Origin of the sequence: Altererythrobacter lutimaris, assembly GCF_013371495.1 — a bacterium.
In the GTDB taxonomy this organism is placed as follows: domain Bacteria; phylum Pseudomonadota; class Alphaproteobacteria; order Sphingomonadales; family Sphingomonadaceae; genus Erythrobacter; species Erythrobacter lutimaris_A.
The window spans coordinates 564,131-588,906 of record NZ_JABWTA010000001.1 but is presented as its reverse complement, the minus strand read 5'-3'; the positions used below and the strand labels follow the sequence as shown (position 1 = coordinate 588,906).

General features: G+C 57.2%; 30 protein-coding genes and 1 tRNA gene. 7 read left to right on the top strand and 24 right to left on the bottom strand.

Translation table 11 applies throughout. The features are described from left to right. Positions 1-163: 163 nt before the first annotated feature. From fabG to HUO12_RS02880, 3 genes are read right to left on the bottom strand one after another with little or no spacing between them, the layout of a single operon-like run. Positions 164-925 (bottom strand): 3-oxoacyl-[acyl-carrier-protein] reductase, encoded by a 762-nt coding sequence (fabG, locus tag HUO12_RS02890; protein WP_176272179.1) that lies wholly within the window; start codon positions 923-925, stop codon positions 164-166. Then, positions 925-1,863 carry an ACP S-malonyltransferase gene (gene fabD / locus HUO12_RS02885; protein ID WP_176272178.1) on the bottom strand — a complete coding sequence of 313 codons (939 nt, stop codon included), beginning with the start codon at positions 1,861-1,863 and terminating at the stop codon, positions 925-927. Before fabD ends, fabG begins: the two co-directional genes overlap by 1 nt. Before the next feature lie 30 nt (positions 1,864-1,893). After that, positions 1,894-2,724, bottom strand: a complete 831-nt coding sequence (locus HUO12_RS02880) for an LD-carboxypeptidase (protein ID WP_176272177.1) — start codon at positions 2,722-2,724, stop codon at positions 1,894-1,896. Between the two features lie 55 nt (positions 2,725-2,779). Between HUO12_RS02880 and HUO12_RS02875 the strand changes: the two genes are divergently transcribed. Further along, complete coding sequence (locus tag HUO12_RS02875; RefSeq protein WP_176272176.1) at positions 2,780-4,219, top strand: glutamate ligase domain-containing protein; 1,440 nt, start codon at positions 2,780-2,782, stop codon at positions 4,217-4,219. Here HUO12_RS02875 and HUO12_RS02870 read toward each other — a convergent pair. Together HUO12_RS02870 and HUO12_RS02865 are read right to left on the bottom strand one after the other, a co-directional pair. Then, positions 4,216-4,863 (bottom strand): glutathione S-transferase family protein, encoded by a 648-nt coding sequence (locus HUO12_RS02870; RefSeq protein ID WP_176272175.1) that lies wholly within the window; start codon positions 4,861-4,863, stop codon positions 4,216-4,218. The two genes, HUO12_RS02875 and HUO12_RS02870, sit on opposite strands and share 4 nt — an antisense overlap. A 1-nt stretch (position 4,864) precedes the next feature. Next, positions 4,865-5,818 carry a DUF808 domain-containing protein gene (locus HUO12_RS02865; RefSeq protein WP_176272174.1) on the bottom strand — a complete coding sequence of 318 codons (954 nt, stop codon included), beginning with the start codon at positions 5,816-5,818 and terminating at the stop codon, positions 4,865-4,867. A 220-nt stretch (positions 5,819-6,038) separates the two neighbouring features. Here HUO12_RS02865 and rpsF point away from each other — a divergent pair, with 220 nt between their 5' ends. The 4 genes from rpsF (at position 6,039) to HUO12_RS02845 (ending at position 8,884) form a co-directional block, all read left to right on the top strand. Further along, a complete protein-coding gene (gene rpsF / locus HUO12_RS02860) occupies positions 6,039-6,404 on the top strand; it encodes a 30S ribosomal protein S6 (protein WP_176272173.1) in 366 nt (121 codons plus the stop codon). Next, entirely contained in the window at positions 6,404-6,628 is a 225-nt protein-coding gene (gene rpsR, locus HUO12_RS02855) for a 30S ribosomal protein S18 (RefSeq protein ID WP_176272172.1), read from the top strand. The genes rpsF and rpsR overlap by 1 nt, the downstream gene beginning before the upstream one ends. Before the next feature lie 13 nt (positions 6,629-6,641). Next, positions 6,642-7,313 carry a 50S ribosomal protein L9 gene (gene rplI, locus HUO12_RS02850; protein WP_176272171.1) on the top strand — a complete coding sequence of 224 codons (672 nt, stop codon included), beginning with the start codon at positions 6,642-6,644 and terminating at the stop codon, positions 7,311-7,313. A gap of 125 nt (positions 7,314-7,438) precedes the next feature. Next, positions 7,439-8,884 (top strand): AMP nucleosidase, encoded by a 1,446-nt coding sequence (locus HUO12_RS02845; RefSeq protein WP_176272170.1) that lies wholly within the window; start codon positions 7,439-7,441, stop codon positions 8,882-8,884. 6 nt (positions 8,885-8,890) lie between these two features. On the opposite strand, the gene HUO12_RS02840 is transcribed toward HUO12_RS02845, so the two are convergent. Genes HUO12_RS02840 through HUO12_RS02830 form a run of 3 tightly spaced genes read right to left on the bottom strand, consistent with a single transcriptional unit; the run spans position 8,891 to position 10,674 of the window. Continuing rightward, the gene (locus tag HUO12_RS02840) at positions 8,891-9,286 is read right to left on the bottom strand and encodes a Rid family hydrolase (protein ID WP_176272169.1); all 396 of its coding nucleotides are present in this window, start codon (positions 9,284-9,286) and stop codon (positions 8,891-8,893) included. A gap of 4 nt (positions 9,287-9,290) precedes the next feature. Beyond that, a complete protein-coding gene (gene rimK, locus HUO12_RS02835) occupies positions 9,291-10,196 on the bottom strand; it encodes a 30S ribosomal protein S6--L-glutamate ligase (RefSeq protein ID WP_176272168.1) in 906 nt (301 codons plus the stop codon). A 13-nt stretch (positions 10,197-10,209) separates the two neighbouring features. Then, positions 10,210-10,674 (bottom strand): ATP-dependent zinc protease family protein, encoded by a 465-nt coding sequence (locus HUO12_RS02830; RefSeq protein WP_176272167.1) that lies wholly within the window; start codon positions 10,672-10,674, stop codon positions 10,210-10,212. 309 nt (positions 10,675-10,983) lie between these two features. Here HUO12_RS02830 and HUO12_RS02825 point away from each other — a divergent pair, with 309 nt between their 5' ends. Continuing rightward, positions 10,984-11,547 (top strand): phosphoribosyl-AMP cyclohydrolase, encoded by a 564-nt coding sequence (locus HUO12_RS02825; RefSeq protein WP_176272166.1) that lies wholly within the window; start codon positions 10,984-10,986, stop codon positions 11,545-11,547. A gap of 102 nt (positions 11,548-11,649) precedes the next feature. Here the strand turns inward: HUO12_RS02825 and HUO12_RS02820 are convergent, their stop codons facing one another. Genes HUO12_RS02820 through HUO12_RS02805 form a run of 4 tightly spaced genes read right to left on the bottom strand, consistent with a single transcriptional unit; the run spans position 11,650 to position 14,636 of the window. Then, the gene (locus HUO12_RS02820; protein ID WP_176272165.1) at positions 11,650-12,171 is read right to left on the bottom strand and encodes a hypothetical protein; all 522 of its coding nucleotides are present in this window, start codon (positions 12,169-12,171) and stop codon (positions 11,650-11,652) included. Continuing rightward, positions 12,168-12,965 carry an alpha/beta fold hydrolase gene (locus HUO12_RS02815; protein ID WP_176272164.1) on the bottom strand — a complete coding sequence of 266 codons (798 nt, stop codon included), beginning with the start codon at positions 12,963-12,965 and terminating at the stop codon, positions 12,168-12,170. Before HUO12_RS02815 ends, HUO12_RS02820 begins: the two co-directional genes overlap by 4 nt. Then, positions 12,929-13,579 (bottom strand): 2-hydroxychromene-2-carboxylate isomerase, encoded by a 651-nt coding sequence (locus HUO12_RS02810; protein ID WP_176272163.1) that lies wholly within the window; start codon positions 13,577-13,579, stop codon positions 12,929-12,931. The genes HUO12_RS02815 and HUO12_RS02810 overlap by 37 nt, the downstream gene beginning before the upstream one ends. Positions 13,580-13,610: 31 nt before the next feature. Then, positions 13,611-14,636, bottom strand: a complete 1,026-nt coding sequence (locus tag HUO12_RS02805; protein WP_176272162.1) for an aspartate-semialdehyde dehydrogenase — start codon at positions 14,634-14,636, stop codon at positions 13,611-13,613. An 88-nt stretch (positions 14,637-14,724) separates the two neighbouring features. On the opposite strand from HUO12_RS02805, the gene HUO12_RS02800 reads away from it, so the two are divergent. Then, the gene (locus HUO12_RS02800; protein WP_176272161.1) at positions 14,725-15,582 is read left to right on the top strand and encodes an alpha/beta fold hydrolase; all 858 of its coding nucleotides are present in this window, start codon (positions 14,725-14,727) and stop codon (positions 15,580-15,582) included. A gap of 219 nt (positions 15,583-15,801) precedes the next feature. Here HUO12_RS02800 and HUO12_RS02795 read toward each other — a convergent pair whose 3' ends face one another. The 12 genes from HUO12_RS02795 to HUO12_RS02740 all read right to left on the bottom strand — a co-directional run bounded on the left by HUO12_RS02795 (position 15,802) and on the right by HUO12_RS02740 (position 24,593). After that, complete coding sequence (locus HUO12_RS02795; RefSeq protein WP_176272160.1) at positions 15,802-18,027, bottom strand: S9 family peptidase; 2,226 nt, start codon at positions 18,025-18,027, stop codon at positions 15,802-15,804. 125 nt (positions 18,028-18,152) lie between these two features. Next, positions 18,153-18,506: a hypothetical protein gene (locus tag HUO12_RS02790; RefSeq protein ID WP_176272159.1), complete on the bottom strand. Its 354-nt coding sequence runs from the start codon at positions 18,504-18,506 to the stop codon at positions 18,153-18,155. A 184-nt stretch (positions 18,507-18,690) separates the two neighbouring features. Next, complete coding sequence (rplS, locus tag HUO12_RS02785; RefSeq protein ID WP_332310360.1) at positions 18,691-19,059, bottom strand: 50S ribosomal protein L19; 369 nt, start codon at positions 19,057-19,059, stop codon at positions 18,691-18,693. Next, positions 19,056-19,904 carry a tRNA (guanosine(37)-N1)-methyltransferase TrmD gene (gene trmD / locus HUO12_RS02780; RefSeq protein WP_176272158.1) on the bottom strand — a complete coding sequence of 283 codons (849 nt, stop codon included), beginning with the start codon at positions 19,902-19,904 and terminating at the stop codon, positions 19,056-19,058. Before trmD ends, rplS begins: the two co-directional genes overlap by 4 nt. Next, complete coding sequence (locus tag HUO12_RS02775; protein ID WP_176272157.1) at positions 19,901-20,119, bottom strand: hypothetical protein; 219 nt, start codon at positions 20,117-20,119, stop codon at positions 19,901-19,903. The genes trmD and HUO12_RS02775 overlap by 4 nt, the downstream gene beginning before the upstream one ends. Beyond that, positions 20,112-21,065 (bottom strand): carbon-nitrogen hydrolase family protein, encoded by a 954-nt coding sequence (locus tag HUO12_RS02770; RefSeq protein ID WP_176272156.1) that lies wholly within the window; start codon positions 21,063-21,065, stop codon positions 20,112-20,114. The genes HUO12_RS02775 and HUO12_RS02770 overlap by 8 nt, the downstream gene beginning before the upstream one ends. Continuing rightward, positions 21,062-21,400, bottom strand: coding sequence for a hypothetical protein (locus tag HUO12_RS02765; RefSeq protein ID WP_176272155.1), 339 nt, complete (start codon positions 21,398-21,400; stop codon positions 21,062-21,064). Before HUO12_RS02765 ends, HUO12_RS02770 begins: the two co-directional genes overlap by 4 nt. A gap of 4 nt (positions 21,401-21,404) precedes the next feature. Continuing rightward, entirely contained in the window at positions 21,405-21,935 is a 531-nt protein-coding gene (gene rimM / locus HUO12_RS02760) for a ribosome maturation factor RimM (protein ID WP_176272154.1), read from the bottom strand. 9 nt (positions 21,936-21,944) lie between these two features. Continuing rightward, positions 21,945-22,487 (bottom strand): 30S ribosomal protein S16, encoded by a 543-nt coding sequence (rpsP, locus tag HUO12_RS02755; protein ID WP_176272153.1) that lies wholly within the window; start codon positions 22,485-22,487, stop codon positions 21,945-21,947. A gap of 33 nt (positions 22,488-22,520) precedes the next feature. Beyond that, complete coding sequence (gene ffh, locus HUO12_RS02750) at positions 22,521-23,990, bottom strand: signal recognition particle protein (RefSeq protein WP_176272152.1); 1,470 nt, start codon at positions 23,988-23,990, stop codon at positions 22,521-22,523. A gap of 110 nt (positions 23,991-24,100) precedes the next feature. Continuing rightward, positions 24,101-24,176, bottom strand: a tRNA-Ala gene (locus HUO12_RS02745). A gap of 78 nt (positions 24,177-24,254) precedes the next feature. Further along, positions 24,255-24,593, bottom strand: coding sequence for a TIGR02300 family protein (locus HUO12_RS02740; protein ID WP_176272151.1), 339 nt, complete (start codon positions 24,591-24,593; stop codon positions 24,255-24,257). Positions 24,594-24,776 lie beyond the last annotated feature (183 nt).

The window sequence follows — 24,776 nt, the reverse complement described above, 5'->3', positions numbered from 1 at the left end:
CTCAATCCCTTTGTGTATGCGCCTGGGGGCCGGAATCGCCCTTTCGCGCCGGAAACTTGCCAAAAGACCTTAGCGCACGCGGCAACAGCGGCAAGTTCGGGGCTTCCACAGACCCGATTCCTTGGGGAAAACTGATGTTTTTGCTGACCCAATATGGCTCAGCTTAGCCCAGCATCGCCATGCCTCCGTTGATGTGGAGCGTTTCACCGGTGATGTAGCCTGCTTCGCGGCTTGCAAGGAAGGCGGTTGCTGCGCCGATATCCTCGCCTTCACCCATGCGCCCCATCGGAATGCGTGCATTGAGCGCATCTTTCTGAGCGTCCGGCAACTGATCGGTCATGGCAGTGCGAATAAAGCCCGGTGCGATGCAGTTGGCGGTAATCCCGCGGCTCGCGACTTCCTGCGCGAAGCTCTTCGTCATACCAGCCAGGCCGGCCTTCGCCGCTGCATAGTTCATCTGGCCAGGATTGCCGGTCGCGCCAACGACGCTGGTGATAGTGATGATCCGGCCAAAGCGGTTCTTCATCATCGGGCGAGCACTCGCGCGCATCAGGCGGAAGGCCGCTTCGAGATTGATGCGGATGACGTCATCCCATTCCTCGTCTTTCATACGCATCGCTAAATTGTCACGCGTGATGCCAGCATTGTTGATGAGGATATCGATCCCGCCGAGCGTATCTAGCGTTGCAGGGATTAGCTCTTCGACCTGCTCGCTGTTCGACAGGTTGCAAGTGATCTCAACATGCTCGCCATGATCGTGCTTGAACTCCCCGTTGAGTTCATCGCGAAAGGCGCGAAGCTTGGCAGCATTCGAGCCGGAAATCGCAAGCCGCGCGCCTTGACCGGCCAATGCGCGGCAAATGGCTGAACCGATGCCGCCGCTCGCGCCGGTGACCAGCGCATTCATCCCGTCGAGTGAAAACATCAGCTGATCTCCTTCGCAAAATTCTCGATATCTTCCATTGTGATAAGGCTGGAAGTTGACACATCTTTGTTTATCCGTCCGATCATCGGACCGAGCACTTTGCCGCCCAATTCGACGAACTGCTCTGTGCCATCAGCGCTCATGGCAAGCACGCTTTCGCGCCAGCGCACCCGGCCGGTGATTTGTTCGACCAGCAAGTCCTTTTCTTCAACTGGATCGTTGACCTTGGCTGCGTTTACATTGGCAAAAACTGGAAGAGTCAGAGCGCCGGCTTCCGCGCTCGCCAAGGCCTCAGCCATCCGCTCTGCTGCGGGCTGCATCAAGGAACAATGAAACGGTGCGGATACTGGCAGTAGGATCCCGCGCTTGATGCCATGATCTTTGGCAAGACCGATGGCGCGATCAATCGCGCCTTTGTGGCCACTGATGACCACTTGTGTCGGATCGTTGTCGTTGGCGACCTCACACACTTCGCCTTGGGCTGAAGCCGCGGCGAGCGCTTCTGCTTTCTCGACATCTGCTCCTAGGAGCGCCGCCATCGCGCCTTCGCCCACTGGTACGGCGGCTTGCATAGATTTGCCCCGCAATCTGAGCAGCCGCGCAGTTTGCGAGAGCGAGAACATGCCGGCCGCACAAATCGCCGAATATTCACCGAGCGAATGACCTGCAACGCATGAACCCGCACCTGCAAGTGAAACGCCAAATTCTCTCTCAAGCACACGCAAGGTAGAAATGGAATTGGCCATGATCGCCGGCTGCGCATTTTCGGTCAGGGTGAGCTCGTCTTCAGGACCTTCGCGCATTATCGCAAAGAGGTCTTGCGAGAGAGCATCGTTCACCTCTTCAAAGACTTCGCGCGCAGCGACACTTGCTTCCGCTAGCTCAGCGCCCATGCCTACTTTCTGGCTGCCTTGTCCTGGGAAAACGAATGCTCGCATCGGATAACCTCTCCTGAATTTGAGGGGCGCCTACTCAGCGGCTGCCGGACTCGCAAGGCCAAAAGGAACGATGTGGTTGTCAGCGGTGTGACCGATTTGCGCGCGGCCGAGGTAAGGGATTCCTGCTCTCGCGCACCAGAATTCGGCAATTTCTTCGGCGTTTTGACCGAATTCCCGATCATTTTCCGGCACGCCGGTCACAGCACCCAACTTGAGACCAGCCAATCGAGGCAACGCATTCACGATGTGGAAAAACATGCGATCGATTGAATAGAGATGCTCGCTGACTTCTTCGACCATCACAACATGACCTGAAAGATCCGGCATCAGAACCGTACCGTTCAGCATGGACAGAGTGATTAGATTGAAAGCTGCGGTTGGCGTTTTTCCATCTACGCTTGGCTCCAGGCCCGACGTGTCACCGGAAAACCAGCGTAGCACTCGCCGGACCGCTTCGCGTCCGGTTTCACTGCGCGCGCTCACCGGCATTGAGCCATGTACAGCCTGTCCGATATCGTTGCGATAAAGGCCTGCGAGCAAATAGCCCATGTCGGAAAAGCCGACGTAAGTCTTCTCCTTGGCGGCGTCGTTCATACGGGCAATCGCCGCTTCAGCGATGCGGCCAGAGCCATAGCCGCCTTTTGCAAACCAGACAGCGTCAAACGAAGGATCATTCGCACATTCAATTAGCGCCTCGAGGCGCTCCATATCCGTGCCGGCAAAGTGCCCATGACTGGCAAAGCACTGCTCATGCACACTCACGCTATGCTGCGGAAATTCTTCCGCCACCAGCTTTTCAATGGCTTGTGCATGGTCCGGCGTAATACGGGTTGCAGGCGCGCAGATGGCAATTCTTGTCATGGAAGACACAATAGCCACCTTGTGCTTCGCGTGACAACGCAATAGCGAAGCAACCATGGCGGAGGGATCAGAAAGCAGCGCAACAGAAGACGGGCTCGAGCGGGGGCGCTATTTCTTTTGCGGGATTGGCGGGTCCGGAATGCTACCGCTTGCGCAGATCTTGCACGGACTTGGCGATAAAGTTGCCGGATCTGACCGAAGCTATGACCAGGGACGCACGCCGGATAAATTCGCTTGGCTCAAGCAGAATGGTTTTGAGCTTTTCCCGCAAGATGGCAGCGGCATAACCTCACCCGATCAAGTCCTGATTGCTTCCGCTGCAATTGAAGACAGCGTTCCTGAAGTCGCCAAGGCGAGAGAGCTTGGATGCGAGCGCCTGACCCGCGCTGAATTGCTGTCCGAGCTGTTCAATGCATCCGGCTATTCGTTTGCGGTGGCTGGCACGAGCGGCAAGTCGACTGTCACCGGGATGCTCGGCTGGATATTGCAGCACGAAGACCATGATCCCACGATCATGAATGGCGCGGTGATGAAGAATTTCACCAGCCCGGATAATCCTTTCGCCAGCGCGAAAGTGGGCAGTCCGAACCTATTTGTCAGCGAAGTCGATGAAAGCGACGGTTCCATTGCGCTATATCGACCTACCGTGGGCGTACTCCTTAATGTGAGCCTCGACCATAAGAGCATGGAAGAGCTGCGCGTCCTTTTTGGTGACTATCTCAAAGTATCAGGCTGCGCCGTGGTCAACGCAGACAATCATGAAGCGCTTGCCCTCGCTGAGGATTGCGATCCGGTAGTGACTTTTAGCGCGAAATCCGAAGACGCTGACATCGCGGTATCGCAGGACACCATCGAAGCGGGGCCGCTTTCCATCAGCGCCGCGGTAATGGACAATCGCGATCACTCGGTCTGGCCGCTGATCCTGCCCATGCCGGGCATGCACAATCTATCCAACGCGCTCGCTGCCATTGCAGCAGCCAGCGCTGCAGGCATCGAAGTAAGCCGCGCGGTCTATGCGCTTCGCACTTTTGCAGGCCTCGGGCGGCGGTTCGATGTCGTCGGCACAACGACGAATGACATCACTGTTATCGACGATTTCGGCCACAATCCGGAGAAATGCGCTGCGACTTTGCGCACGCTCAAAGCGTCTCCCGGCCGAGTAATCGCGTTCTTCCAGCCCCACGGATATGGGCCATTGCGGCAAATGGGGCACGAATTAGCTGAGACTTTCGTCAAGGAGCTTGGACCAGAAGACATCACAATCATGTGCGACCCGGTTTACTTCGGCGGGACAGTTGATCGCAGCGAAGGAACAGAGCGCATCATCGCAATGATCAATGAGTTTGGCGGTAAAGCCGAGCATCTTGCATTGCGGGACGACTGCGGCGAGCGCATCCTCGCGCTCGCACAGCCCGGAGATCGAATTGTAATCATGGGCGCGCGCGATGACACGCTGTCGGTATTTGCAAAAAGTATTTTTGACCGGCTGAGCTAGCCTTTCGCTAATTCAGCCAACGCTGCTTCTTCGCGAGCGACAGCGCGCTCGTAAGCCTCGCGATTGATCAAACGTTTGCGATAATCCTTGAGCGACGGAGGGACGCCTTCATCCAGTCCCACAGCCTTGGCGAGTACCAGCGCATAACCGCAGCAAATGTCCGCTACAGTGAAGCGGTCAGCGACAAGAAATTCGCGGCTTTCCAATCGCTGCTCAAGCTTTACCAAACGCTTGTGAAACCACTTGGCATAGGCGTGGCCTGCCTCTTCCAGACCTTTGTCCTTCTCGAACAATGCAAAGCGCATGAACACAGTCTGCGGGAATGTGATAGTCGCGTCGGCATGGTAAGTGAAATCGCAATAGGCTGCATAGTCAGGCTCGCCCGGCGCAATCACCAGATCCGATGGTCCATCCTTGCTCGCGAGATAATGCGCAATGGCGCAGCTTTCCGTCAGCTGTGCATCACCGTCAATCAGCATTGGAACCGTGCCAAGTGGATTGATCTCGAGATATTCCGGTGCTTTGTAACGCGGCGGAAAAGGCAGCAATTCGAGCTCGATATCGACGCCTGCCTCTTCCGCAGCCCAAGTGGCGCGGAGGCCGCGAGAACGCGCACAGGTGTAGAGGATTGGCTTTGCGGCCATCTCAGTGTGCTTCTGCGTGGCCGAACTTCAGTACCTTGTGCAGGAATAGCGCGATAATCACGCCCAATATGAGCCCGATGATGGCTGACACTGCTGCATAGGCAGCCCAACCAGCCAAGCCTGACAATGCACCTGCAACTCCCGCCATTGCGTACTCGGCGCCGTGCGCAAGATCGTAGAACAGGTTGAAGCCAAGTTCGTGCGTGCCATGGACGATGATGCCGCCGCCAACCCAAAGCATGGCAACAGTCCCGACCACGGATAGGATAGTGAGCAATCTCGGCATCGACTGAAGCAGGAAATACCCGAAAGTCAGCCCGAACCCGCTTTTGCGCTCGACCAGTTTCAAGCCCACATCATCCATTTTCACGATCAGAGCGACCGCGCCGTAAACTACTACGGTAATGACAATGCCAACTAAAGCGAGCGCAGCTGCCCTGACCCAGAAAACGTCTGTGATAGTCGCGATTTCATTGAGCGAGATCGCCATGATTTCTGCCGACAAGATCAAGTCAGTGCGGATCGCGCCATTAACGCGCTGTTCTTCAAACTTGGCCGGATCGACGATTTCATCCTCAACCGTCTTGCCATGTTTGGCCCCGCCGAGTTTCTCCATCACTTTTTCCGCGCCTTCATAGCAGAGGAAGGCACCACCCAGCATCAGCAGGAAGATAATCGCCTGAGGCAGGAAAACGCTGAGCGCCAGTGCGCCTGGTAGCAAGAATAACAGCTTGTTCTTAAGGCTGCCCTTTGTGATCTTCCAAATGATCGGAAGCTCTCGGGCAGGCGAAAGGCCGGTAACATATGAGGGAGTGACTGCAGCATCATCGACCACCACACCCGCCGCTTTGGTCCCGGCTTTGCTTGCAGCCAAGCTGATATCATCTATCGAAGCGGCTGCAGTTCTGGCGATGATCGACACGTCATCCAGCAGCGCGACTAAACCTGATGGCACGGATGGCTCCCCTTCCCTGATTGGAACTCCTGCCCTGTCACATGCCGTTCTCTAAGGGACCTCGCAAGCCCGTTTGCCGCTTGCATTCTTGCGCAAAAACGTTATGTGCGCGCATCCCTTGCGACAGAACCGCTGTCAGGGGGGAGTGAAGAAAGCCGGAGGGGCCCCGCCATACGGGCGGATCAGCCAGCGATCGGCATGAACAGTGAAAGGAAGCAAGATGGCTCTCTACGAGCATATCTTCCTCGCGCGCCAGGACCTCTCGCAGGCCCAAGTGGACGCGCTGGCGGCTTCGGCGACCGAAATCGTCGAGAAGAACGAAGGCAAGGTCACTAAGACTGAGACCTGGGGCCTTAAATCCCTCGCCTACAAGATTGACCGCAACCGCAAGGCACATTTCGTGCTGCTCAACATCGATGCCCCTGGCACGGTTGTTGAAGAGCTGGAGCGTCAGACCCGCATCAACGAAGACGTCATTCGTTACATGACCATCCGTGTGGACGAGCACGAAGACGGTCCGTCTGTCATGATGCGCAAGAACGAACGCGACCGTAAGCGTCGCTCTGACCGTGAGGAGCGCGACTAATGGCACGTCCTTTTTTCCGCCGCCGCAAGTCTTGCCCTTTCGCTGGCAAGAACGCACCGCAGATCGATTATAAAGACGTTCGTCTGCTGCAGGGCTTCATGTCCGAGCGTGGCAAGATCGTTCCGTCCCGCATCACCGCCGTAAGCGCGAAGAAGCAGCGTGAACTCGCTAAAGCGATCAAGCGCGCGCGCCACATCGGCTTGCTGCCGTACATTGTGAAGTAAGGGGAGAAGACAGATGGATATCATTCTCCTTGAGCGTATCGAAAAGCTCGGCACTATCGGTGACGTTGTCACTGTGAAGGACGGCTATGCGCGCAACTTCCTGTTGCCGCAGAAGAAAGCTCTTCGCGCGAACGAAGCCAACAAGAAGGTTTTCGAAGCAAACCGCGAGCGTCTTGAAAAAGAAAACGCTGAAAAGCGTGGCGTTGCTGAGAAGCAGGGCGAAAAGATTGCCGGTGCAGAAGTCGTTCTGATCCGTGCATCTTCGAACGCTGGCCAGCTCTACGGTTCTGTCAACGTCCGCGACATGGTCGCTGGCTTGACCAAGCAAGGCCACGAGATCGACAAGAAGCAGGTAATCATGGGCGCTCCGATCAAGACGATCGGTATGCACGATGTAACCGTTGCGCTGCACCCTGAAGTGCATGTGACAGTAAAGGCTAACGTGGCTCGTTCTGACGACGAAGCCGAGCTTCAGAGCCAGGGTGTCGATGTTCTTGCTCAGCTGTTCGAAGAAGAGCAGAAAGAAATCGAGCAGGCTGCTGCCGATACGCGTATCGACAATGCAGGTCTTGAGCCGGGTGAAATCCCGACAGAAATGCTCGAAGACGCAGCGGTTGAAAATATCGAAGCTGCAGCTGAAGCTGAAGAAGCGCCTGCTGAAGAAACAAAGGAAGACGAAGCCTGATCGGCTTTCTCTCACTTTACCAATCAAAAGGGGCGCGGCTGTGATGGTCGCGCCCTTTTTGTAAGACGAGCCTGTGTGCTAAACCGCCTCGTCCCCGAACCGTAAAACAACAATAGGGATGATATATGACCCCAATTTCGCAAATTCTTGAACAACTGCAGCAGGTCTATGACGAGGCCGTCACCACTTTGCGTGAAGACGTAATCGCATTCGGACGCGACGGGACAGTCCCGCCGCAACGCAAGCGTGAGGATGGCAGCTATGCCTATCCCGAACTGAAGCTGCATTATTCAGGGAAGAGCGATATCAAGGACCGTAGCCGCGCGTTTGGCCGGCTGGAGGTTCCGGGTACATTTACCACAACTATCACGCGGCCCGACCTCTACGCCCGCTTTCTTACCGAGCAGCTTGCGCTGATCGAAGATGAATATGAAGTGGAGCTGGAAGTCAGCAAATCGCGGCAGGAAATCCCCTTCCCCTATGTGCTCGATGGCGAAGCCGGTGCAGCAATGGTCGGCATCGCGCCGCAAGATATTGCAAAGCATTTCCCATCGACTGACCTCTCGCTGATCGGCGATGAACTGGCAGACGGGATCGAGTATCTCGAAGGGCAAGCGATGCCTCTCTCGCTGTTCGATGGCTTACGCACAGACTATTCGCTCGCACGGCTTGCGCATTACACCGGTACCCGCGTCGAAGACTTCCAGGACTTCATCCTTTTCACGAACTATCATCGCTATGTGGATGAGTTCGTCAATTGGGGCGCACAGCAGATCTGCGCCAAGGGCGGCAATGGATATGTTGGCTTGACCGGTGCCGGCGGACTGCAGATCAATGAATGTATCGACAACGCGCAAGAGCAATTGAACGATACGGCATGGCGCAGGCACCAAATGCCGGCCTACCACCTCATCCGCGAAGACGGGAAAGGTATCACGTTGGTCAATATTGGTGTTGGTCCGTCCAACGCGAAGACTATATGTGATCACTTGGCCGTTCTGCGCCCACATGCATGGATGATGATCGGCCACTGTGGCGGCGTTCGCTCAAGCCAGAAGATTGGCGATTTCGTGCTCGCTCACGCTTATCTGCGCGACGATCACGTTTTGGACAATGTGCTGCCGCCAGAAATCCCGATCCCTCCTATTGCAGAAGTGCAGCAGGCACTCGCTGCCGCCGCTGAACAGGTATCCGGGGTTCAAGGCGCAAACATCAAGCAGCGCATGCGTACTGGCACAGTCGTGACTACTGATGATCGCAATTGGGAGCTGCACTATTCGAGCTCAGCCAAGCGTTTCTCACAAAGCCGGGCAATCGCTGTCGAAATGGAAAGCGCAACGATCGCCGCGCAGGGCTATCGGTTCCGCGTGCCATACGGAACGCTTCTGTGTGTGAGCGACAAACCGCTCCACGGCGAGATCAAGCTGCCAGGCCAGGCGAACAAGTTCTACGAAGAAGCGATCGCGGCACACCTTCAGATCGGGCTCGAAGCCTGCAATCGCCTGCGTGATGAAGGCGACCGGCTGCATTCACGCAAGCTACGCGCATTCAACGAACCACCGTTCAGGTGAGTTCGATCACGCGACGGCAATTGCTTCGATTTCTATCATGATTTCCGGGTCATAGAGGCGCTGGACGCCGAGCAATGTCGCGGCAACCTGCGCGCCAGCTTCACCGTGAACGGGCATGGTTTGCTCAGCGGAAGCCATAAACGCATCAACATCCGTGGTGTAGAAGTTAAGCCGAACAATATTCTCCGGCGTCATCCCCGCTGAAGCGAGCGCATCGACAAGGTTCTGCCAGGCCAGCTTGTACTGCGCCACAATGTCGCCCGGATGCATCGGGTGTCCTTCAGCGTCCGATGCAGTCTGTCCTGCGAAATAGACTGTCCGGGTCGCTCCGGTCACTTCGACTGCGTGGTTGAGGCCGAAGCCTTGCAGCCACGGCGTCGGATTGTGTGTTTTCGTCTCCATTAGTTCACCCCTTCCCCTTTGTCTTCGTCTTGCCGGCCTTGGCGTTGTTCTCGATAAATTCGATTACCTGACCCGCGACATCCTTGCCGGTGGCCTTTTCGATGCCTTCTAAACCAGGCGAGGAGTTGACCTCCATGATTACCGGACCGTGATTGCTGCGCAACATGTCCACGCCGCACACGTTGAGACCCATGCGGCGTGCTGCACTGACAGCCGTCGAGCGTTCCGCGGGCGTGATCTTGACCACTTCAGCGCTGCCGCCGCGATGTAGATTCGAGCGGAAATCATCGGCCGCGCCGGTGCGCTTCATAGCCGCCACAACCTTGCCGCCAACCACCAACGCACGGATGTCAGTCCCGCCTGCCTCCTTGATGAACTCCTGCACCAGGATGTTCACATTGGCACCGCGGAAAGCCTCGATGACTGACTTTGCGCTCGACATGGTCTCAGCAAGCACCACGCCAATCCCTTGCGTGCCCTCAAGCAGTTTGATGACAACAGGCGGGCCGTTGACAGCCTTGATGATTTCTTCGGCTTGCTTGGGATCATTGGTGTAAGCGGTGAGCGGCAAACCCAGGCCGTATTTCGCCAGGATTTGCATACTCCTCAGTTTGTCGCGGCTGCGCCCAATCGCGACGCTTTCGTTGAGAGGCCACACGCCGCCCATTTCGAACTGTCGCAGCACTGCGAGACCGTAATTGGTTATGGAAGCACCGATACGCGGTATCACGGCGTCGTACCTCTCAAGCGTCTTGCCGTTGTAGCTCACAGTGGGTCGATGGCTGGCGATATTCACATTACAACGTGTGGTATTGAGTATGTCGAGCGTGTGCCCACGGGTTTCAGCTGCTTCGACGAGTCTCTGATGTGAATAGAGGTTGGGATTACGCGCAAGCATGGCAATTTTCATCGTTCTCGTTCCTTTAGCCCAGCAAGCGGCGGCGCTCTTCAGCGTCAGACTGCAGATAGGATCGCCCTGAATCGACCAGGAAACGGCTTCGCAAGGCTGTCCTGCCGATCAGAATCGGGAATTTCATGTCAGATCGATCAGCAAGACTGAATTCCGCACGAAAACTCTGTGTCCCGATCGTCAATGCCGTCTTAATGACCAACCGCTCCTGAGATTCTCCGTTCGAACTGGTAATTTTGCGTCGATCCGCGCGCGGAACTTCGCAAATCACCGGCTCGGAGCGCCCTTCACCCACATCGAGAAGGAAACGGACCCAGCGCTTGCCTTCTTTTTCGAACCGCTCGATCCCCGTTGCGTGAAGGCTGGAAGTGCGAGCACCCGTGTCGATCTTCGCAGGAATGCGCGTTCCGCAAAGCTCAGGGAGAAGCACGAGTTCGCGCCAGCCTACCGCAGCAAGTCCCCGAGCGGTCGCGCTCATAATTAGTTCTTTCTCTAGGGAAATGTCCCAGGCCTCTTTCACCAACCGAAGTCATACGCCTTTCGCCTGCCGGTTGCCAGAATTCAATTCGTCATGATTTTTTTCTTAGCCCTTGGAACCACCTGCCCAATGTAACATTAATACATCGCGGGACCGGGCCCCTCTGGCGCGCTGCAAAGCGCGTGATGTCGGACCGCACTGACTGAAAAACAGGGTGGCCGGCGGATTTCCCCGCTAACTTTCCTCACATCAGTCGATTGGCAAATTCACTTGGTTCGAGCCTGTGTGCCGAACTCGGAGGAGTATAAAATGAAGAAACTGGTTATGATCCCTACGCTCGGTGTTGCAGCGCTGGCGCTTGCTGCTTGCGGCGACACAACGGCGACTGCTGAAGAAGCTGCGACCAGCAATCCGATCACAGCTGAAGAAGTTGCTGCAGCTCAGCAAGGCTGGGGCGAAGGCATTGTGAACATCGGTAAGGTCCACACTGACGGCGGCGACGTCACTGCTGCTGCGACCGACCACATCAACACATTCTACGCCTATGAAGACGGCGCAGACATTCTCTTCAAGCCGACGCTGGCTGCTGAAGATCAGTTCCGTGGCACCTTCGAAGAAGCTCTGAGCTACTTCATCGGCACCGAAGGCACGGAAGATGGCGGCTTCGCAATCGCACCATACACGAACGTGCGTTGGGAAAACGAAGGCACGATCACCGACGGCGACAGTGCGCTTGCAATGGGCAACTACTACTTCACCGGCACAGACGGCAATGAAACCAAGGTTGAGTACACCTTCGGTTACATGCGCAACGAAGCTGGTGACGTTGTGATCAACCTCCACCACTCATCGCTGCCTTTCAGCGCTGAGTAACCAATTTAGCTGCTTCACCCTCCCTCCCATCTCGAAGCAGCAGATAAGCAAGCCCCCGTCGCTCAGCAGAGTGGCGGGGGCTTTTCTGTGTGAACGGAGGATTTAGCTGCGTATGCTTGGAGTAAGGCGAGCGGCAATAAGGCCAGCAAGGATCGCAACAAACGCCGCGATGAAGCTCGCGATCTTGATCGGGCGTAGCCCTGAGGCAATCCCTGCAAGCGTGTCATCGCCTGCACCCTGCGTCAGCTGGATGAGCTGTGACACCGTCTCACCATAATCGGTAATGAGGAATGCCACGCCTCCCGCGAGCGCGACCCAGCCCAATGCACGGACAAATACGCTGGAAAGCCTGCGAAAGTATAGTCCGCCAAGGACACAGCCGATCCCGTAAATCCCGATGAAAATCAGATCGGAGATCATGGCTATGCGTGCCTGATCCATAACACCATACTCGCGCCACGCGCCTTGAATGGCATCTACAGTCGCAGCATCGGGTGCAGCCTGATGGTCAAGGATACCACCCGGCACACCCTCCACGACCAAGGGCGTATGCAGATAGAGTGTGATAGCAAATGCAATCAGACCGCCAATCCACCAATAGAGAAAACTGCGTTTGCTGATCATGCCTCTTGGCTCAAGAATTTCACGATTGCCTCTCCCATTTCAGGCTTCGTTGCACTGATCAGATGCGCGCCGGGCGTTTCGACATAGACTGCGTTGGGCAGATGCTCGACAAGTTCTCGCGCTGAGCCATTGTCCTGGTCCTCGTCTCCGCACACGACAAGCGTGGGCATCGTCACATTCGCCAAAGCCGCAGGATCAAGGTCTGTCATACTGTCGAGCAGCAATCGCGCAGCCACGCGATCGACTCCCTGCGACTTCAGGAACTGGCGCGAGTAGTAGGCCGGATCGCCCGGCTTGATCGTGTCAAACTCGTCGATGACGCGCCTGAAGAAGGCGCTACGGCGGTTCCAGTCGGAAACGCCTGCTAGTCCCATTCCGGCGATTACCAATCGCGCAGGCGCGAGCACTCCTTTGGCAACACAGTGGAGAGATGTCCGCGCCCCAAGCGAGAAGCCTGCCAGATCATAGTCTTCAAGCGCGAGATAATCGACCAAAGCAGCCACATCGCGCACCAATACGTCCGGCGGATATCTCATTGGATCGGTTGGTGCCTCGCTTTGGCCGTGCACGCGAAAATCGAGCATGATCGCTTCGAACCTAGCATCTGCGAGCCGCTGCGCATGGCCCCATTTGATCCAGTTCATCTCAGCAGAGGAAAACAGCCCATGGAGCAGGATGACGGGACGCCCCTCACCCGTGCGATGAATGGCAAGCTGAGTACCGTCGAAAGATTCGAAATGGCTCGTGGTCACTCCATTCACCGCGTCACCAGCCCTTTCTGTTTCATCCGCCATTTGGCCATTGCAACGCGGTCTTGTCCGAAGAACGGCTCGCCTTCGAAGACAAGCGTTGGCACGCCCCAATGGCCGGCAGCTTCCAATGCGGCTTGGTTCTCAGCGATCTCGGCGTCGAGAGCATCCGCATCGCTCATCGCTTCCGCATCCAGTTCTGCCAGATCAAGCCCGGCGCGGGCTGCAGCATGGGTCAAGTGGTCGCCTTCATCCCAGCCGTCGACTTCGCCAGAGAAGATCAGGCGAGAAACTTCATCGGCAAAAGTCAGCCCCTTCCCGCGCCTTGATGCGGCTTGTCCCAATCGGCAGACACGGTGGATCAGCGGCTGGTCTTTCGCGATTTCGCGCGTGGTGAGGTCCTGAACGACCGGATCAGGTCTCGGCCAGCGGAAGGGAATTTTGAGAAACTGTGCCACGCGGAACGAATCCATGAAGATATAGCGCGGCGCCGCAGGATTGCCCGTGAACAGGATGTCAGGATCGCGGATGGCGATGGGCCAAACCGTACGCAGATTGATATCGAGGTCATGTTCCTCGGCCATCGCGCGATAACGTCCAATGGCGAGATAGGAATAGGGCGAACGGAAGCTGAAGAAGAGGTCTGCTTTGAGTGTCATGCGACCTGTGTGCCGCATTCACTGTGCCGCGTCACCCCTTCTTCAAGTGACGCCGTCCAAGCAGCTCTGCAATCTGCACCGCATTGAGCGCTGCACCTTTGCGAAGGTTATCGCTGACACACCACAGCACAAGGCCGTTCTCGACCGTCGGGTCTTCGCGCACGCGGCTGACATACGTCGCGCCGTCGCCTGCACTTTCGATGGGCGTGACATAGCCGCCATCCTCGCGCTTATCGACAAGCATTATACCCGGCGCCTCGCGCAGGATCTCTTGCGCTTGTTCCGCTGAAAGTTCATTCTCGAACTCGATATTGACCGCTTCGGAGTGGCCGACAAACACCGGGACCCGCACGCAAGTTGCGTTCAGCTTGATCTTGGGGTCGAGGATCTTCTTCGTCTCGACCATCATCTTCCACTCTTCCTTGGTCGAACCATCATCCAGGAAGACGTCGATATGCGGAATGACGTTGAAAGCGATCTGCTTGGTGAACTTCACCGGCTCGACTGGATCACCGACAAAGATGTTGCGGCTCTGCTCAAACAGCTCGTCCATGCCCGCTTTGCCGGCGCCTGAAACCGACTGATAGGTCGAGACGACCACGCGCTTGATCGTCGCTGCATCGTGGAGTGGCTTTAAAGCCACCACGAGCTGAGCGGTCGAGCAATTGGGGTTCGCGATGATGTTGCGCTTTTTGTATTCGTCAATCGCATCCGGGTTCACTTCCGGCACGATCAGCGGCACATCAGGCTCCATCCGGTAAAGCGAGGAATTGTCGATTACGACGCAGCCCGCTGCTGCCGCCTTAGGCGCGTATTCCTTCGCAGGACCGCTTCCCGCTGCAAACAGAGCAATATCCCACCCTGCCCAATCGAAATGCTCGATATTCTTGCATTTGAGCATCTTGCCCGTGTCGCCGAATTCGACTTCGCTGCCCGTTGAGCGTGACGAAGCAACAGCGGCGACTTCCTCGATAGGAAATTCGCGCTCTGCCAATATCTGCATCATTTCGCGGCCGACATTGCCTGTCGCGCCGACGACTGCCACACGGTAACCCACTCGATAGACTCCAGTCTGCTCAATTCATGCGCGGGCTGCGCTGCACTGCAGCGAAGCGAATGGCAAGCACTTCTTTGGAGGAAAAGCTATGCACAACGATCCTCGGGCTTGGGAAGCCGCTGCGAGCTATTTCGACTTTGAAGGGCACCGCATCGCATATTGGACAGGCGGTACTGGCCCGGCCCTGCTGCTGGTTCACGGATTTCCGACATGCGCATGGGACTGGAACGCCGTGTGGGCGGCTCTAGGCGAGCAGCACACGTTGATCGCATGCGACATGCTGGGTTTTGGTTTGTCAGACAAACCGACTGACGGTTATTCGATCCACCGCCAAGCAGACCTACACGAAGCCTTGCTTGCTGAGCTCGGCATCGAGAAGTGGGACGCCCTGGTTCATGACTATGGCGTGTCCGTTGGGCAGGAATTGCTTGCGAGGCAGAATGAGGCTTCGGGCGCTGAAGGCCTTGAACAGATGATCTTTCTCAATGGCGGCATTTTTCCTGACCAGCATCGCGCGCGCCTGATCCAGAAACTCGGTACATCGCCGCTTGGCTTTGTTGTTAGCCAGCTGTTGAGCCGCAAAGGTTTCGGCAAGAGCTTCTCCGAAGTGTTCGGCCCTGATAGACAGCCGAGCGAAGCCGAACTCGACACCTTTTGGCATTTCATCACAGTGAAAAATGGCCATCGCCGCTTTCACAAGCTGCTGCATTACATCGCGGATCGGCGACAACACAAAGAGCGGTGGGAGAATGCCCTCGTTTTATCGCAATCACGTATTGGCCTGATCAATGGCGCGCTCGATCCGGTGTCAGGCGAACACGCATACGTAAAGTGGCGAGACGTATTGCCCAATGCGCGGCACAGTCTGCTCCCTACTGTCGGGCACTATCCCCAAGTTGAAGCGCCGAATGAAGTCGCGCAGGCTGTCCTGCAATGGCTTGATTGATCGCGGGCTCCGTCCCCTTCAACATGGTAAATAACGCTCTAACCGCAAAACTTATGCGGATGCTAAACCTGGCTAACGCATTCATACAGGGTCGCTGAACGGGTCCGGCGGCGGTAAGGATAACAGACAAGCAGCGCGGTACCACGCACTGGGCAACGAGAAAGGGCGGCTCCTCGATCTGAGTGAGCCGCCCTCGATATCTCTAAGCCATGAGTGGCTCTATTCCGGCGGCGTCACACCATGACGCTCGAGAAAGTTGAAATAGGTGTTCCACAAATGCGGGCTGATATTCTCGCCGGCAACGCGGTGGGTATAGCCGGGATAGAGCATCATCTCGAACGGCACATTGCCTTCCTGCAAGGCCGCAATCAGCTCTGAGGAATGTTCGAACACGACATTGTCGTCGGCCATACCGTGGACCAACAGCAGCGGATCGCTCATCTTGGTGGCATCCTGCATCGCATTAGCGGTCGTATAGGCTTCAGGCACCGTGCGTGGATCGCCCATATAGCGCTCGGTATAGTGCGTGTCGTACAGCTCCCATTTGGTCACAGGTGCACCTGAGATACCCGCGGCGTAGACACCCGGTTCGGCTTGCAAGCGCTTCAGCGTCATATAGCCGCCATAGGACCAGCCATAGATCGCGATCTTGTCAGGATGGACGAAATCGAGCGTCTTCAGGAACTCGGTACCCTTGGCCTGATCGCGCACTTCGACTCCACCCATTGCGCGGTAGATTGGCTGCTCGAAATCGACCCCGCGATTGTTCGATCCACGATTGTCGAGCACGAACCAGATATAGCCCTTGTCGACGATTGCCTGAGCAAGCGCGCCATCCCAAGCTCTATCAACCAGTTGTGGTCCCGGTCCACCATAATGCTGGAAGAATACCGGATACTTCTTGCCCGGTTCCATGTCCGGCTTGAGCATCATGTAGTGGAGCGGCGTGCCGTCTTCCGCCTCGACCGTGCCGAATTCCGGCGTGACATGGCTTGCAAGGAACGGCGCGTAAGGATGGTCTGCATCCAGCGCATTCTCTTCAACCCAAGCAATTCGCTGCCCCTCAGTGTCGGCAAGATATGTCTGCGGCGGTTGGTTCGATGCCGAACGACTGACCAAGAGCGTCTGACCCTTCTTGTCCATGCTTGCGGAGTTGACGAAGCTGGCTTCCGTCAGCCTCGTCCATTCACCAGGTTTGTCGAGATCAAGCGCATAAACATGGCGCTCCAGTACGCCGTCAGCATTGCCTTCGAAATAGAGCCGCCCGCGTTGCTGATCGATGCCGACAAGCCCCGTAACGACCCATTCGCCTTTGGTGAGCTGCGTCCATGCACCGTCAGCAAAACGATACAGATGCCCGAAGCCATCCCGCTCGCTCCACCAGATCAGCGATCCATCATCGAGGAAACGATAGTGGTCATCGAGATTAATCCAGAAATCCTCGCGCGCGGCTTCTTCCGTGAACCAGATCTCGTTTTCGCCGGTGTTTGGATCGACGCGCAGCATGTCGAGCACGGTTTGCTCACGGTTTTGGCGCTGTACGTAGAGATAGTCGTCTGGTCCCCAATCGACGCGAGCAAGATAGATATCGGTCTCTTCACCCAGATCGACCTTCACGCGGTTCTGACCGTCGGGGTCCATGATGAAGAGCTCAACAATCGCATTGTCGCTGCCTGCAAACGGATATTTCTGCGAAAACACCTGCGTTCCGGTTGCACCAATCGCAGCCCGATTGACGACCGCGACAGGCGCTTCATCGGTGCGCTGGACCGCGATGCGTGTGTCATTGCCCTCCCACCAGAAGCCGGTGAGCCGCGCCATCTCTTCTTGCGCCACAAACTCTGCTTCGCCCCAGCGAATATCCGGCCCTTCCTTCGGGGTTATCGGTGCTGCATTCTCGCCGACCTTGCCGACCCAGAGCTGACGGTCGCGGACGAAAGAGACATAGCCACCGCGCGGACTGAGCTTAGGGTTGAGTTCGCTTTCCTCGGTATCCGTCAACTGCGTTACACTGCCATCAAGACCTGCGAGGTACAGATCGCCATCGAGCGGCACGAGTACCGATTTGCCATTGCTCGCCCATTGGTAACTGATGATGCCTTTGAGATTGCCGACACGCGCCCGCTCGCGCTGCATTAACTCATCTTCCGACAGCGCGCGTCCTGTGCCCAGTTTCTCGCTGTCCACCAGCATGGTCCACTCGCCGCTCTCGCGATCAAACCCCCACAGGTCATAGCGCGTGCTGTCATCCTCGCGGTTGCGGAGCAGTGTGAGATAGCGCCCGTCCGGCGAGAGCTTGGCTTCACGCGGGCTTGAACCGTTCAGGCTAGGCGAGGCAAAAACGCGCTCGAAAGTAAGTTCCGATTGCGGGCTCATAGTGTCGTCTTCCGCGATCGCTGAACCGGCAAACACAAGCGAAACAGCGGCGGCAAGGAATAGGCGCATTGCAAGGGTGGACCTCTCTGAATTTGATTTCAGGAAGCCATGCCGAAAAGCGATGCGGAATGCAAAACCCACAAGGTGAATTGCGATTGCGACAGTCGGAACAGCGGTTTAATAGCTCGCGCGCCCTAACTCGACGCGTCTCCGCCCGCCCAGCCGATATCGAAGATTCTCGCGTCGTCAGGGACTACAATCGCTTGCTCGACCTGAAGCGTTTCACCCGCCTTCAGCGCGGGTTTCGCCAAAGCGATGTTCTTCGCGAATATCAGACCATCTTTGCGGTCGCGCGCCACCACGCGCAATTCCGGCAGATCCGCAGACCCCTCGCTGATATTCGAGATCGTACCGGAGAGGCGAAAGACGGTGACGCCTTGTGCATTCGTGCCGACTTCCTGATTGAGCGTGGGGAACTCGATGAGGAGGTCCTGGTGTTCCGGCGCGAAACCGTCCGGCTGCTCTGCGCATCCCGCGGCAAGCATCATTGCCAGACAGATCAATAAAGCGCGCATGGACCTTCACAAGCCTCCCAGCGAAGCTCTTACCACAGGAGCGCACGTTCCAGAGATGACAATCCTGAAACACGATTGGCTAGTCACAAAATGGGACTCGCAACGAAAAAGGGCGGCCCGTTATGGACCGCCCTTCTCTATCTCGATGCTGAGAGACTTACGCCTTGGGCGCATTCTCACGGCGTTCCGCGATACGCGCACGCTTACCGGTGCGACCACGCAGATAGTAGAGCTTCGCACGACGCACGACACCGCGGCGAACCACAGTGATGCTGTCTACGATCGGCGAGTAGAGCGGGAACACACGCTCCACGCCTTCGCCAAAGCTCATTTTGCGTACGGTGAAGTTGGAGCCCATGCCGCGGTTCGAACGGGCGATGCACACGCCTTCAAAGTTCTGAACACGCTCACGGTTGCCTTCCTTAACCTTCACGCCGACGCGCACAGTGTCGCCAGCCCGAAACTCGGGAATCTCTTTTTCAACCTTGCCGATTTCTTCGGCTTCGATTTGCTGGATCAGGTTCACTGGTCCGTATCCTTGTTCTTTCGCTGCGCGCCAGAGGCAGAACGGACCGGATCGCCACTATAGCGTTCCCATAAGTCCGGCCTGCGTAACCGAGTGATCTCTTCCGACATGGCTTTGCGCCAAGCGGCAATCTTCGCATGATCCCCCGATCGCAGCACTTCAGGGATCGTGCGCCCTTCCCATGTTTGAGGTCGGGTATATTGCGGATATTCGAGCAATCCGTCTTCGAAGGATTCCTCATGTCCGCTTGAAGCCGCGCCCATTACGCCGGGAAGCAGCCGAATGCAAGCGTCAAGTATGGCAATTGCCGCCGTCTCGCCGCCAGAAAGGACGATGTCTGCAAGAGAGACTTGCTCGATTTCAGGCCGGGCTTCGAACAGACGCTCGTCAAAGCCCTCGAACCGGCCGCAAATGATGGTCACACCGGGGCCATTTGCGATGTTACGGATGCGCTCTTGAGTGATGGGTTTCCCGCGCGGGGTCATGGCAAGGATGGGAACAGAAGCCCCCACCCCTTCAGGGGAGGGGGTTTGGGGGCGGGGCAGTTTTTGCTCACGGTCGCTTGGCGCTTGCCCCCCTCCCAACCCTCCCCCCTGAAGGTGGGAGGGCTTATTCGTCACACTATCCAAAGCCGCCGCCATAACATCCGCCTTAAGCACCATCCCCGCGCCGCCGCCCGCAGGCGTATTATCAACCGAGCGATGCTTGTCGGTGGCGAAGTCGCGCGGGTTAACGGTCGCACAAGACCAGTCCCCGCGCTCCAACGCCTTGCCAGCAAGCGAGGTACCGAGCGGCCCGGGGAACATCTCCGGGTAAAGCGTGAGGATGGTGGCGGCGAAAGTCATTCGCTCTTGTCTTCGGCATCCAGCCGACGCCGAATGGCTGGCAAAAATCGATCACGAAAGAAGAATAGGGTAATGATTGCGAGAACACCCAAAAAGACCAGTGACATGAGACCCATAAAGTCGTCCATCACGTAGCTTTCGCCAGCAATGATTTCACAATCGTAGCAGCCAAACTCATTTGTCGGCGGCTCTGAAACGTGGGAATCGTCACTCATCCCAGCTAACCCCAACCTTCGCCTTCGTATCAACGCTCAGTTCAAACACGTCAGGTCGGGAATAATGGCCATCTGTGTCGAGGCTTGCCAGCCCCTGCCCGATCTCGTCCAGGTCCAGTTCCGCGAACAAAGTCTCCTCGTCCTCGCCCGCTTGTGCAACTATGCGCGCATCAGGTGCCGCGACGGATGACCCGCCACGGTTTAGAACATCGCCTTCAATCGCGTTGAACAGCGCTAGCGCATCCGCATCTCCGCCAACGCGCTCTAACCCGTCAAACAAATCGTCTTTCTTCTGCACCAGCCCTGCGGCGAGGACAAAGCAGCGTCCCTCCATCGCATAGTGACGGCTCGCGATCGCATATTGCTCGCGCACGGTCGGCCATGCGGCGACATGCACGCTCTCGCCGAGATTGTGCATTGCAGCGCGCGCCAGCGGCATCCAGTGTTCCCAGCAGATTAGATTGCCGACATTGCCCCACTCAGCCTGATGCGCGCCTAACGTCGAGCCATCGCCGCGCATCCAGATCAACCGCTCGCCATGCGTTGGCACGAGCTTGCGGTGATCGAGAGGCGCCTCGCCCGGGCGAAACAGCAATTGGTTGTTGTAGAGGCTCTGGCGCACCCGCTCGTGCGCGCCAATCGAAATCACAGCGCCTGTTTCGTCGCACAGCTCTTGCAAGGGCAACAGCCGCTCGTCACCTGGCACCACCGCCTGATCGAGCATGATCGCATGGAGCGCGCGCGTGCCGGGATGATCCCACAGAGCCGCACCGGGCGCTTCATCGAGCCACAGCGGATAACCGCCGAGGAATGTTTCGCCGAACGCGACCAGCTGAGCGCCGCCATCAATCGCCTCACGCGCCAGCCGCGACGCTTTCGCGATACCGCCCGCAAAGTCCAGCGGCACGGGCGCCGCCTGACAGATCGCGACGTTAAGGGACGTCACCCGAATGTATCCGGATCAGCAGGAGGCCCGCCGCGCTTCTTTTCCAGCTTGTTCGCAATAAGGAATGCCGAGGGAAAGCCGATAAGACCGCCAAAGGTTACTGCCATCACCGCAATTGCAACGATCGGAATGGCGGTGGGAATATCGGAATTGTCTGTGGTCAGGACGGAAAATAGCGGCAGGAGCGCGGGGAAAAACCCTCCACAAATGGCTGAAACCACCGCGCGTTTCTTAGCGCTCCAGTCGCGCTTCACATTGTCGAGCGCATAGGCTGTGCCGGTGGAAATCACTGCGACAAGCGCAGCCATGACGAGAAGTCCAAAGATCGCAATCATATGACTACTCGTCCACGAAATCGGCGGCGATCACAAGCTTTTCCGTATCCCATTCGAGCACGGCTGCTTTTGTCATCGGGACCATGAAACTCTTCATGCCTTTTTCGGGCACGGGTGACTTTGCGATCTCGATAATGTCGGTCGCCCCGAAATTCTGGACAGCGATACTGCGCCCAACGGTTTCGCCGTTATCTGTCACCACAGTCAGCCCGATAAGGTCGGCGTGGTAATACTCGTCATCGTCCAGAGCAGGCAGAGCCTCGCGTGCGACACTGAGCACAGTGCCGCGCAGCTTTTCAGCCGCATTGCGGCCATTGACGCCATTGAAGCGGGCGATCGCGCCGCCCTTATTGTCGCTGCGGATCTTGGAGAGGACCAGCTCGCCATCAGGCACATTGGCATGAAAGCTCTTATGGGCCTTGAGGGCATCAAGGCCCTCACCCAGCAGCTTTAAACGGACCTCGCCCGCCACCCCATGCGCGCCAGTAACGGCGGCGAGCTCGATCTGAGGTGAAGCGACGGGCGTGTCCGTCATGTTAGAGGCTTACTCAGCCTTCTCTTCTGCATCGTCTGCAGGTGCTTCCTCAGCAGGAGCCTCTTCAGCCGGAGCCTCTTCAGCGCCTGCTTCTTCGGCTGCAGCTTCCTCTGCGGGTGCTTCCTCAGCAGCAGCTTCTTCAGCAGCGGCTTCTTCAGTCGCAGCTTCTTCAGCAGGTGCTTCTTCAGTTGCTGCGTTGGCTGCTTCTTCAGCTTCAGCGGCCTTTGCAGCCTTCTCTTCAGCGCGTTCCTTGGCGGCTTCGCCCGGCTCACCCTTCTTCGGGTTGTTGCGCGGCGCACGCTCAAGAATACCCGCTGCGTCGAGGAAACGGTGCACGCGGTCAGAAGGCTTCGCGCCAACGCTGAGCCAGTGACGCGCACGATCTTCGTCAAGCTTTACGCGCTCGCCCGAATCCTTTGGTAGCATCGGGTTATAAGTACCGATCTGCTCGAGATACTTGCCGTCGCGCGGGCTGCGCGAATCCGACACAACGATGCGATAGTAAGGACGCTTTTTCGCGCCACCGCGCGACAAACGGATTGCAACTGCCATGATGTATTACCTTTCCAGTCTAAACTCTTGAAATCACTTCTTGTTCAATAAATCTTTGAGGTCGGGTGGGAGCGTATCGGGATCAACACTCGGTCCTTTGGGACCGCCCAGACCAGGCATGCCGCCTGGCTCCCCAAGGCCCGGCATGGCCGAGCCCATTCCGCCGCCGCCAAACAAGGATGCGAGGCCTTTCAAGCCGCCCATCTTCTTGATCTGCTTCATCGCGCGGCTCATTTCCTGATGCATTTTCAGCACCTTGTTGACGTTTTGCACGTCAGTGCCAGAGCCTGCCGCAACGCGCTTCTTGCGCTTGGCATTCATCAGCGCAGGGTTTGCGCGCTCTTTCGGCGTCATGGAGCCGATAATCGCGTCCATATGGACAAGCACTTTGTCGTCCATGTTTGACGCCGCCATCGCAGCCTTGGCTTTCTTCATGCCGGGCATCATGCCCGCGAGCGCGCCGAGGCCGCCCATGCTTTGCATTTGCTTCAATTGCATGCGCAAATCGTTGAGGTCGAATTGACCCTTCGCCATGCGCTTGGCCAGAGCTTCGGCATCTTCTTCCTTGATCGTCGCCGCGGCTTTCTCGACCAGGCTGACAACGTCGCCCATGCCGAGGATGCGGCCAGCAACCCGCTTGGGATCAAAGACTTCGATTGCGTCGAGCTTCTCGCCCGTACCTGCAAACTTGATCGGCTTGCCGGTGACGGCGCGCATGGAGAGCGCCGCACCGCCGCGCGCATCGCCATCCATCCGGGTGAGAACCACGCCGGTAAGTGGCACTTCGCCAGAGAAACTCTGCGCGACGTTCACCGCATCTTGCCCTGTAAGGCTATCGACGACAAGCAGCACTTCAGTTGGCGCAGAAACGCCGGCCACAGCCTTCATCTCCGCCATCAGCGCTTCATCGACGTGCAAGCGGCCGGCCGTGTCGAGCAGCAGCACGTCGGAGTTCTGCAGCTTCGCGCTTTCCATCGCGCGCTTGGCGATATCGACCGGTTGCTGGCCAGCTACTATAGGCAGGGTAGCCACATCGACCTGTTCACCCAGCACCTGCAGCTGTTCCTGTGCCGCCGGACGATTGACGTCCAGCGATGCCATGAGCGCCTTCTTGCCGTGCTTTTCGCGGATCAGCTTGCCGAGCTTGGCCGTGGTAGTTGTCTTACCAGAGCCTTGAAGGCCAACCATCATGATGACGACCGGCGGCTTGGCTGCGAAGTCCAATTCCGGCGTCTCGTCACCGCCAAGCATCTCGATGAGCTCGTCATTGACGATTTTGACGACTTGCTGACCCGGCGTGACCGATTTCAGGACTTCCGAGCCAACGGCCTTCTCCGTGACCGCGTCGATAAAGCGGCGCGCAACTGGCAATGCAACGTCGGCTTCGAGCAGAGCAACGCGGACTTCGCGCATTGCATCGCGAACGTCTTGCTCTTTGAGGGCGCCCCGCCCCTTAAGGCGATCAAAGACGCCGCCAAGGCGGTCGGACAGATTGTCAAACATCGTCTTCAAACTCCTCGCCTAGCCAATCAGCCAGGATTAAACGCGAAAAACGCCGGCGGACGAAAACTCGTCGGCCAGCGTGCGGTTGTTACACCGACTTTTTTAGTGACTGGTGGAGCCTAGCGGGATCGAACCGCTGACCTCAACACTGCCAGTGTTGCGCTCTCCCAGCTGAGCTAAGGCCCCGCGCCAGTCATTTTGCAAGCCCGAAAGCCTGCGGGAGCCGCGCATTATACGCGTGGCTCCACTATGGCAATAATTAAATCAGGTGTCGTCGTCGTCGTCGTCGCCTTTGCCCTTAGTCACGCCAAGGTCATCGTCGCCGCCGAGGTCAACGTCATTGTCCGGGGAATCGTCATCTTCATCGATATCGCCCAGATCTTCGAGATCATCATCACCGCTAAGATCGGAATCCGCCTCGCCGTCTTTCTTCTTCTTCTCGTCTTCTTCGAACGGGATCGGCTGTTTGGTCTTGAGCACAGGCTCAGGATGCCATTCTTCTCCGCATTCGATGCACGTCACAGGCTCATCGTTGCCTAGATCGTAAAAGCGTTCTCCGCATTTGGGGCAAGAACGCTTTGTGCCCCATTCTGGCTTCGCCATGGTATACCCCTAAATCGATGCTTCACTCGACACGAGTGAGCGAAAATCTGTCTCTGTTTGATGGGACCGAAAGTGTCCGGAATCAAGAGGTCCAACTCGAGTGCGGCGCGCCTTGCCAGAACGGACAAGCGCTGTCAAAGACCTGCGTCGTCTAAATCCGCTCCAACGCTCAAGGATTGCCCT

Coding starts and splice junctions, on each gene's coding strand:
- HUO12_RS02740 (WP_176272151.1), bottom strand. CDS start 24,593: ATGGCGAAGCCAGAATGGGGCACAAAGCGTTCTTGCCCCAAATGCGGA.
- HUO12_RS02795 (WP_176272160.1), bottom strand. CDS start 18,027: ATGCGCCTATTCCTTGCCGCCGCTGTTTCGCTTGTGTTTGCCGGTTCA.
- HUO12_RS02845 (WP_176272170.1), top strand. CDS start 7,439: ATGACCCCAATTTCGCAAATTCTTGAACAACTGCAGCAGGTCTATGAC.
- rimK (WP_176272168.1), bottom strand. CDS start 10,196: ATGAAAATTGCCATGCTTGCGCGTAATCCCAACCTCTATTCACATCAG.
- HUO12_RS02830 (WP_176272167.1), bottom strand. CDS start 10,674: ATGAGCGCGACCGCTCGGGGACTTGCTGCGGTAGGCTGGCGCGAACTC.
- HUO12_RS02820 (WP_176272165.1), bottom strand. CDS start 12,171: ATGATCAGCAAACGCAGTTTTCTCTATTGGTGGATTGGCGGTCTGATT.
- HUO12_RS02810 (WP_176272163.1), bottom strand. CDS start 13,579: ATGACACTCAAAGCAGACCTCTTCTTCAGCTTCCGTTCGCCCTATTCC.
- fabG (WP_176272179.1), bottom strand. CDS start 925: ATGTTTTCACTCGACGGGATGAATGCGCTGGTCACCGGCGCGAGCGGC.
- HUO12_RS02775 (WP_176272157.1), bottom strand. CDS start 20,119: ATGAGTGACGATTCCCACGTTTCAGAGCCGCCGACAAATGAGTTTGGC.
- rplI (WP_176272171.1), top strand. CDS start 6,642: ATGGATATCATTCTCCTTGAGCGTATCGAAAAGCTCGGCACTATCGGT.
- HUO12_RS02790 (WP_176272159.1), bottom strand. CDS start 18,506: ATGATGCTTGCCGCGGGATGCGCAGAGCAGCCGGACGGTTTCGCGCCG.
- fabD (WP_176272178.1), bottom strand. CDS start 1,863: ATGCGAGCATTCGTTTTCCCAGGACAAGGCAGCCAGAAAGTAGGCATG.
- rpsF (WP_176272173.1), top strand. CDS start 6,039: ATGGCTCTCTACGAGCATATCTTCCTCGCGCGCCAGGACCTCTCGCAG.
- ffh (WP_176272152.1), bottom strand. CDS start 23,990: ATGTTTGACAATCTGTCCGACCGCCTTGGCGGCGTCTTTGATCGCCTT.
- HUO12_RS02800 (WP_176272161.1), top strand. CDS start 14,725: ATGCACAACGATCCTCGGGCTTGGGAAGCCGCTGCGAGCTATTTCGAC.
- rpsR (WP_176272172.1), top strand. CDS start 6,404: ATGGCACGTCCTTTTTTCCGCCGCCGCAAGTCTTGCCCTTTCGCTGGC.
- HUO12_RS02825 (WP_176272166.1), top strand. CDS start 10,984: ATGAAGAAACTGGTTATGATCCCTACGCTCGGTGTTGCAGCGCTGGCG.
- HUO12_RS02870 (WP_176272175.1), bottom strand. CDS start 4,863: ATGGCCGCAAAGCCAATCCTCTACACCTGTGCGCGTTCTCGCGGCCTC.
- trmD (WP_176272158.1), bottom strand. CDS start 19,904: ATGACTTTCGCCGCCACCATCCTCACGCTTTACCCGGAGATGTTCCCC.
- HUO12_RS02815 (WP_176272164.1), bottom strand. CDS start 12,965: ATGGCGGATGAAACAGAAAGGGCTGGTGACGCGGTGAATGGAGTGACC.
- HUO12_RS02765 (WP_176272155.1), bottom strand. CDS start 21,400: ATGATTGCGATCTTTGGACTTCTCGTCATGGCTGCGCTTGTCGCAGTG.
- HUO12_RS02840 (WP_176272169.1), bottom strand. CDS start 9,286: ATGGAGACGAAAACACACAATCCGACGCCGTGGCTGCAAGGCTTCGGC.
- rpsP (WP_176272153.1), bottom strand. CDS start 22,487: ATGGCAGTTGCAATCCGTTTGTCGCGCGGTGGCGCGAAAAAGCGTCCT.
- HUO12_RS02880 (WP_176272177.1), bottom strand. CDS start 2,724: ATGACAAGAATTGCCATCTGCGCGCCTGCAACCCGTATTACGCCGGAC.
- HUO12_RS02875 (WP_176272176.1), top strand. CDS start 2,780: ATGGCGGAGGGATCAGAAAGCAGCGCAACAGAAGACGGGCTCGAGCGG.
- rimM (WP_176272154.1), bottom strand. CDS start 21,935: ATGACGGACACGCCCGTCGCTTCACCTCAGATCGAGCTCGCCGCCGTT.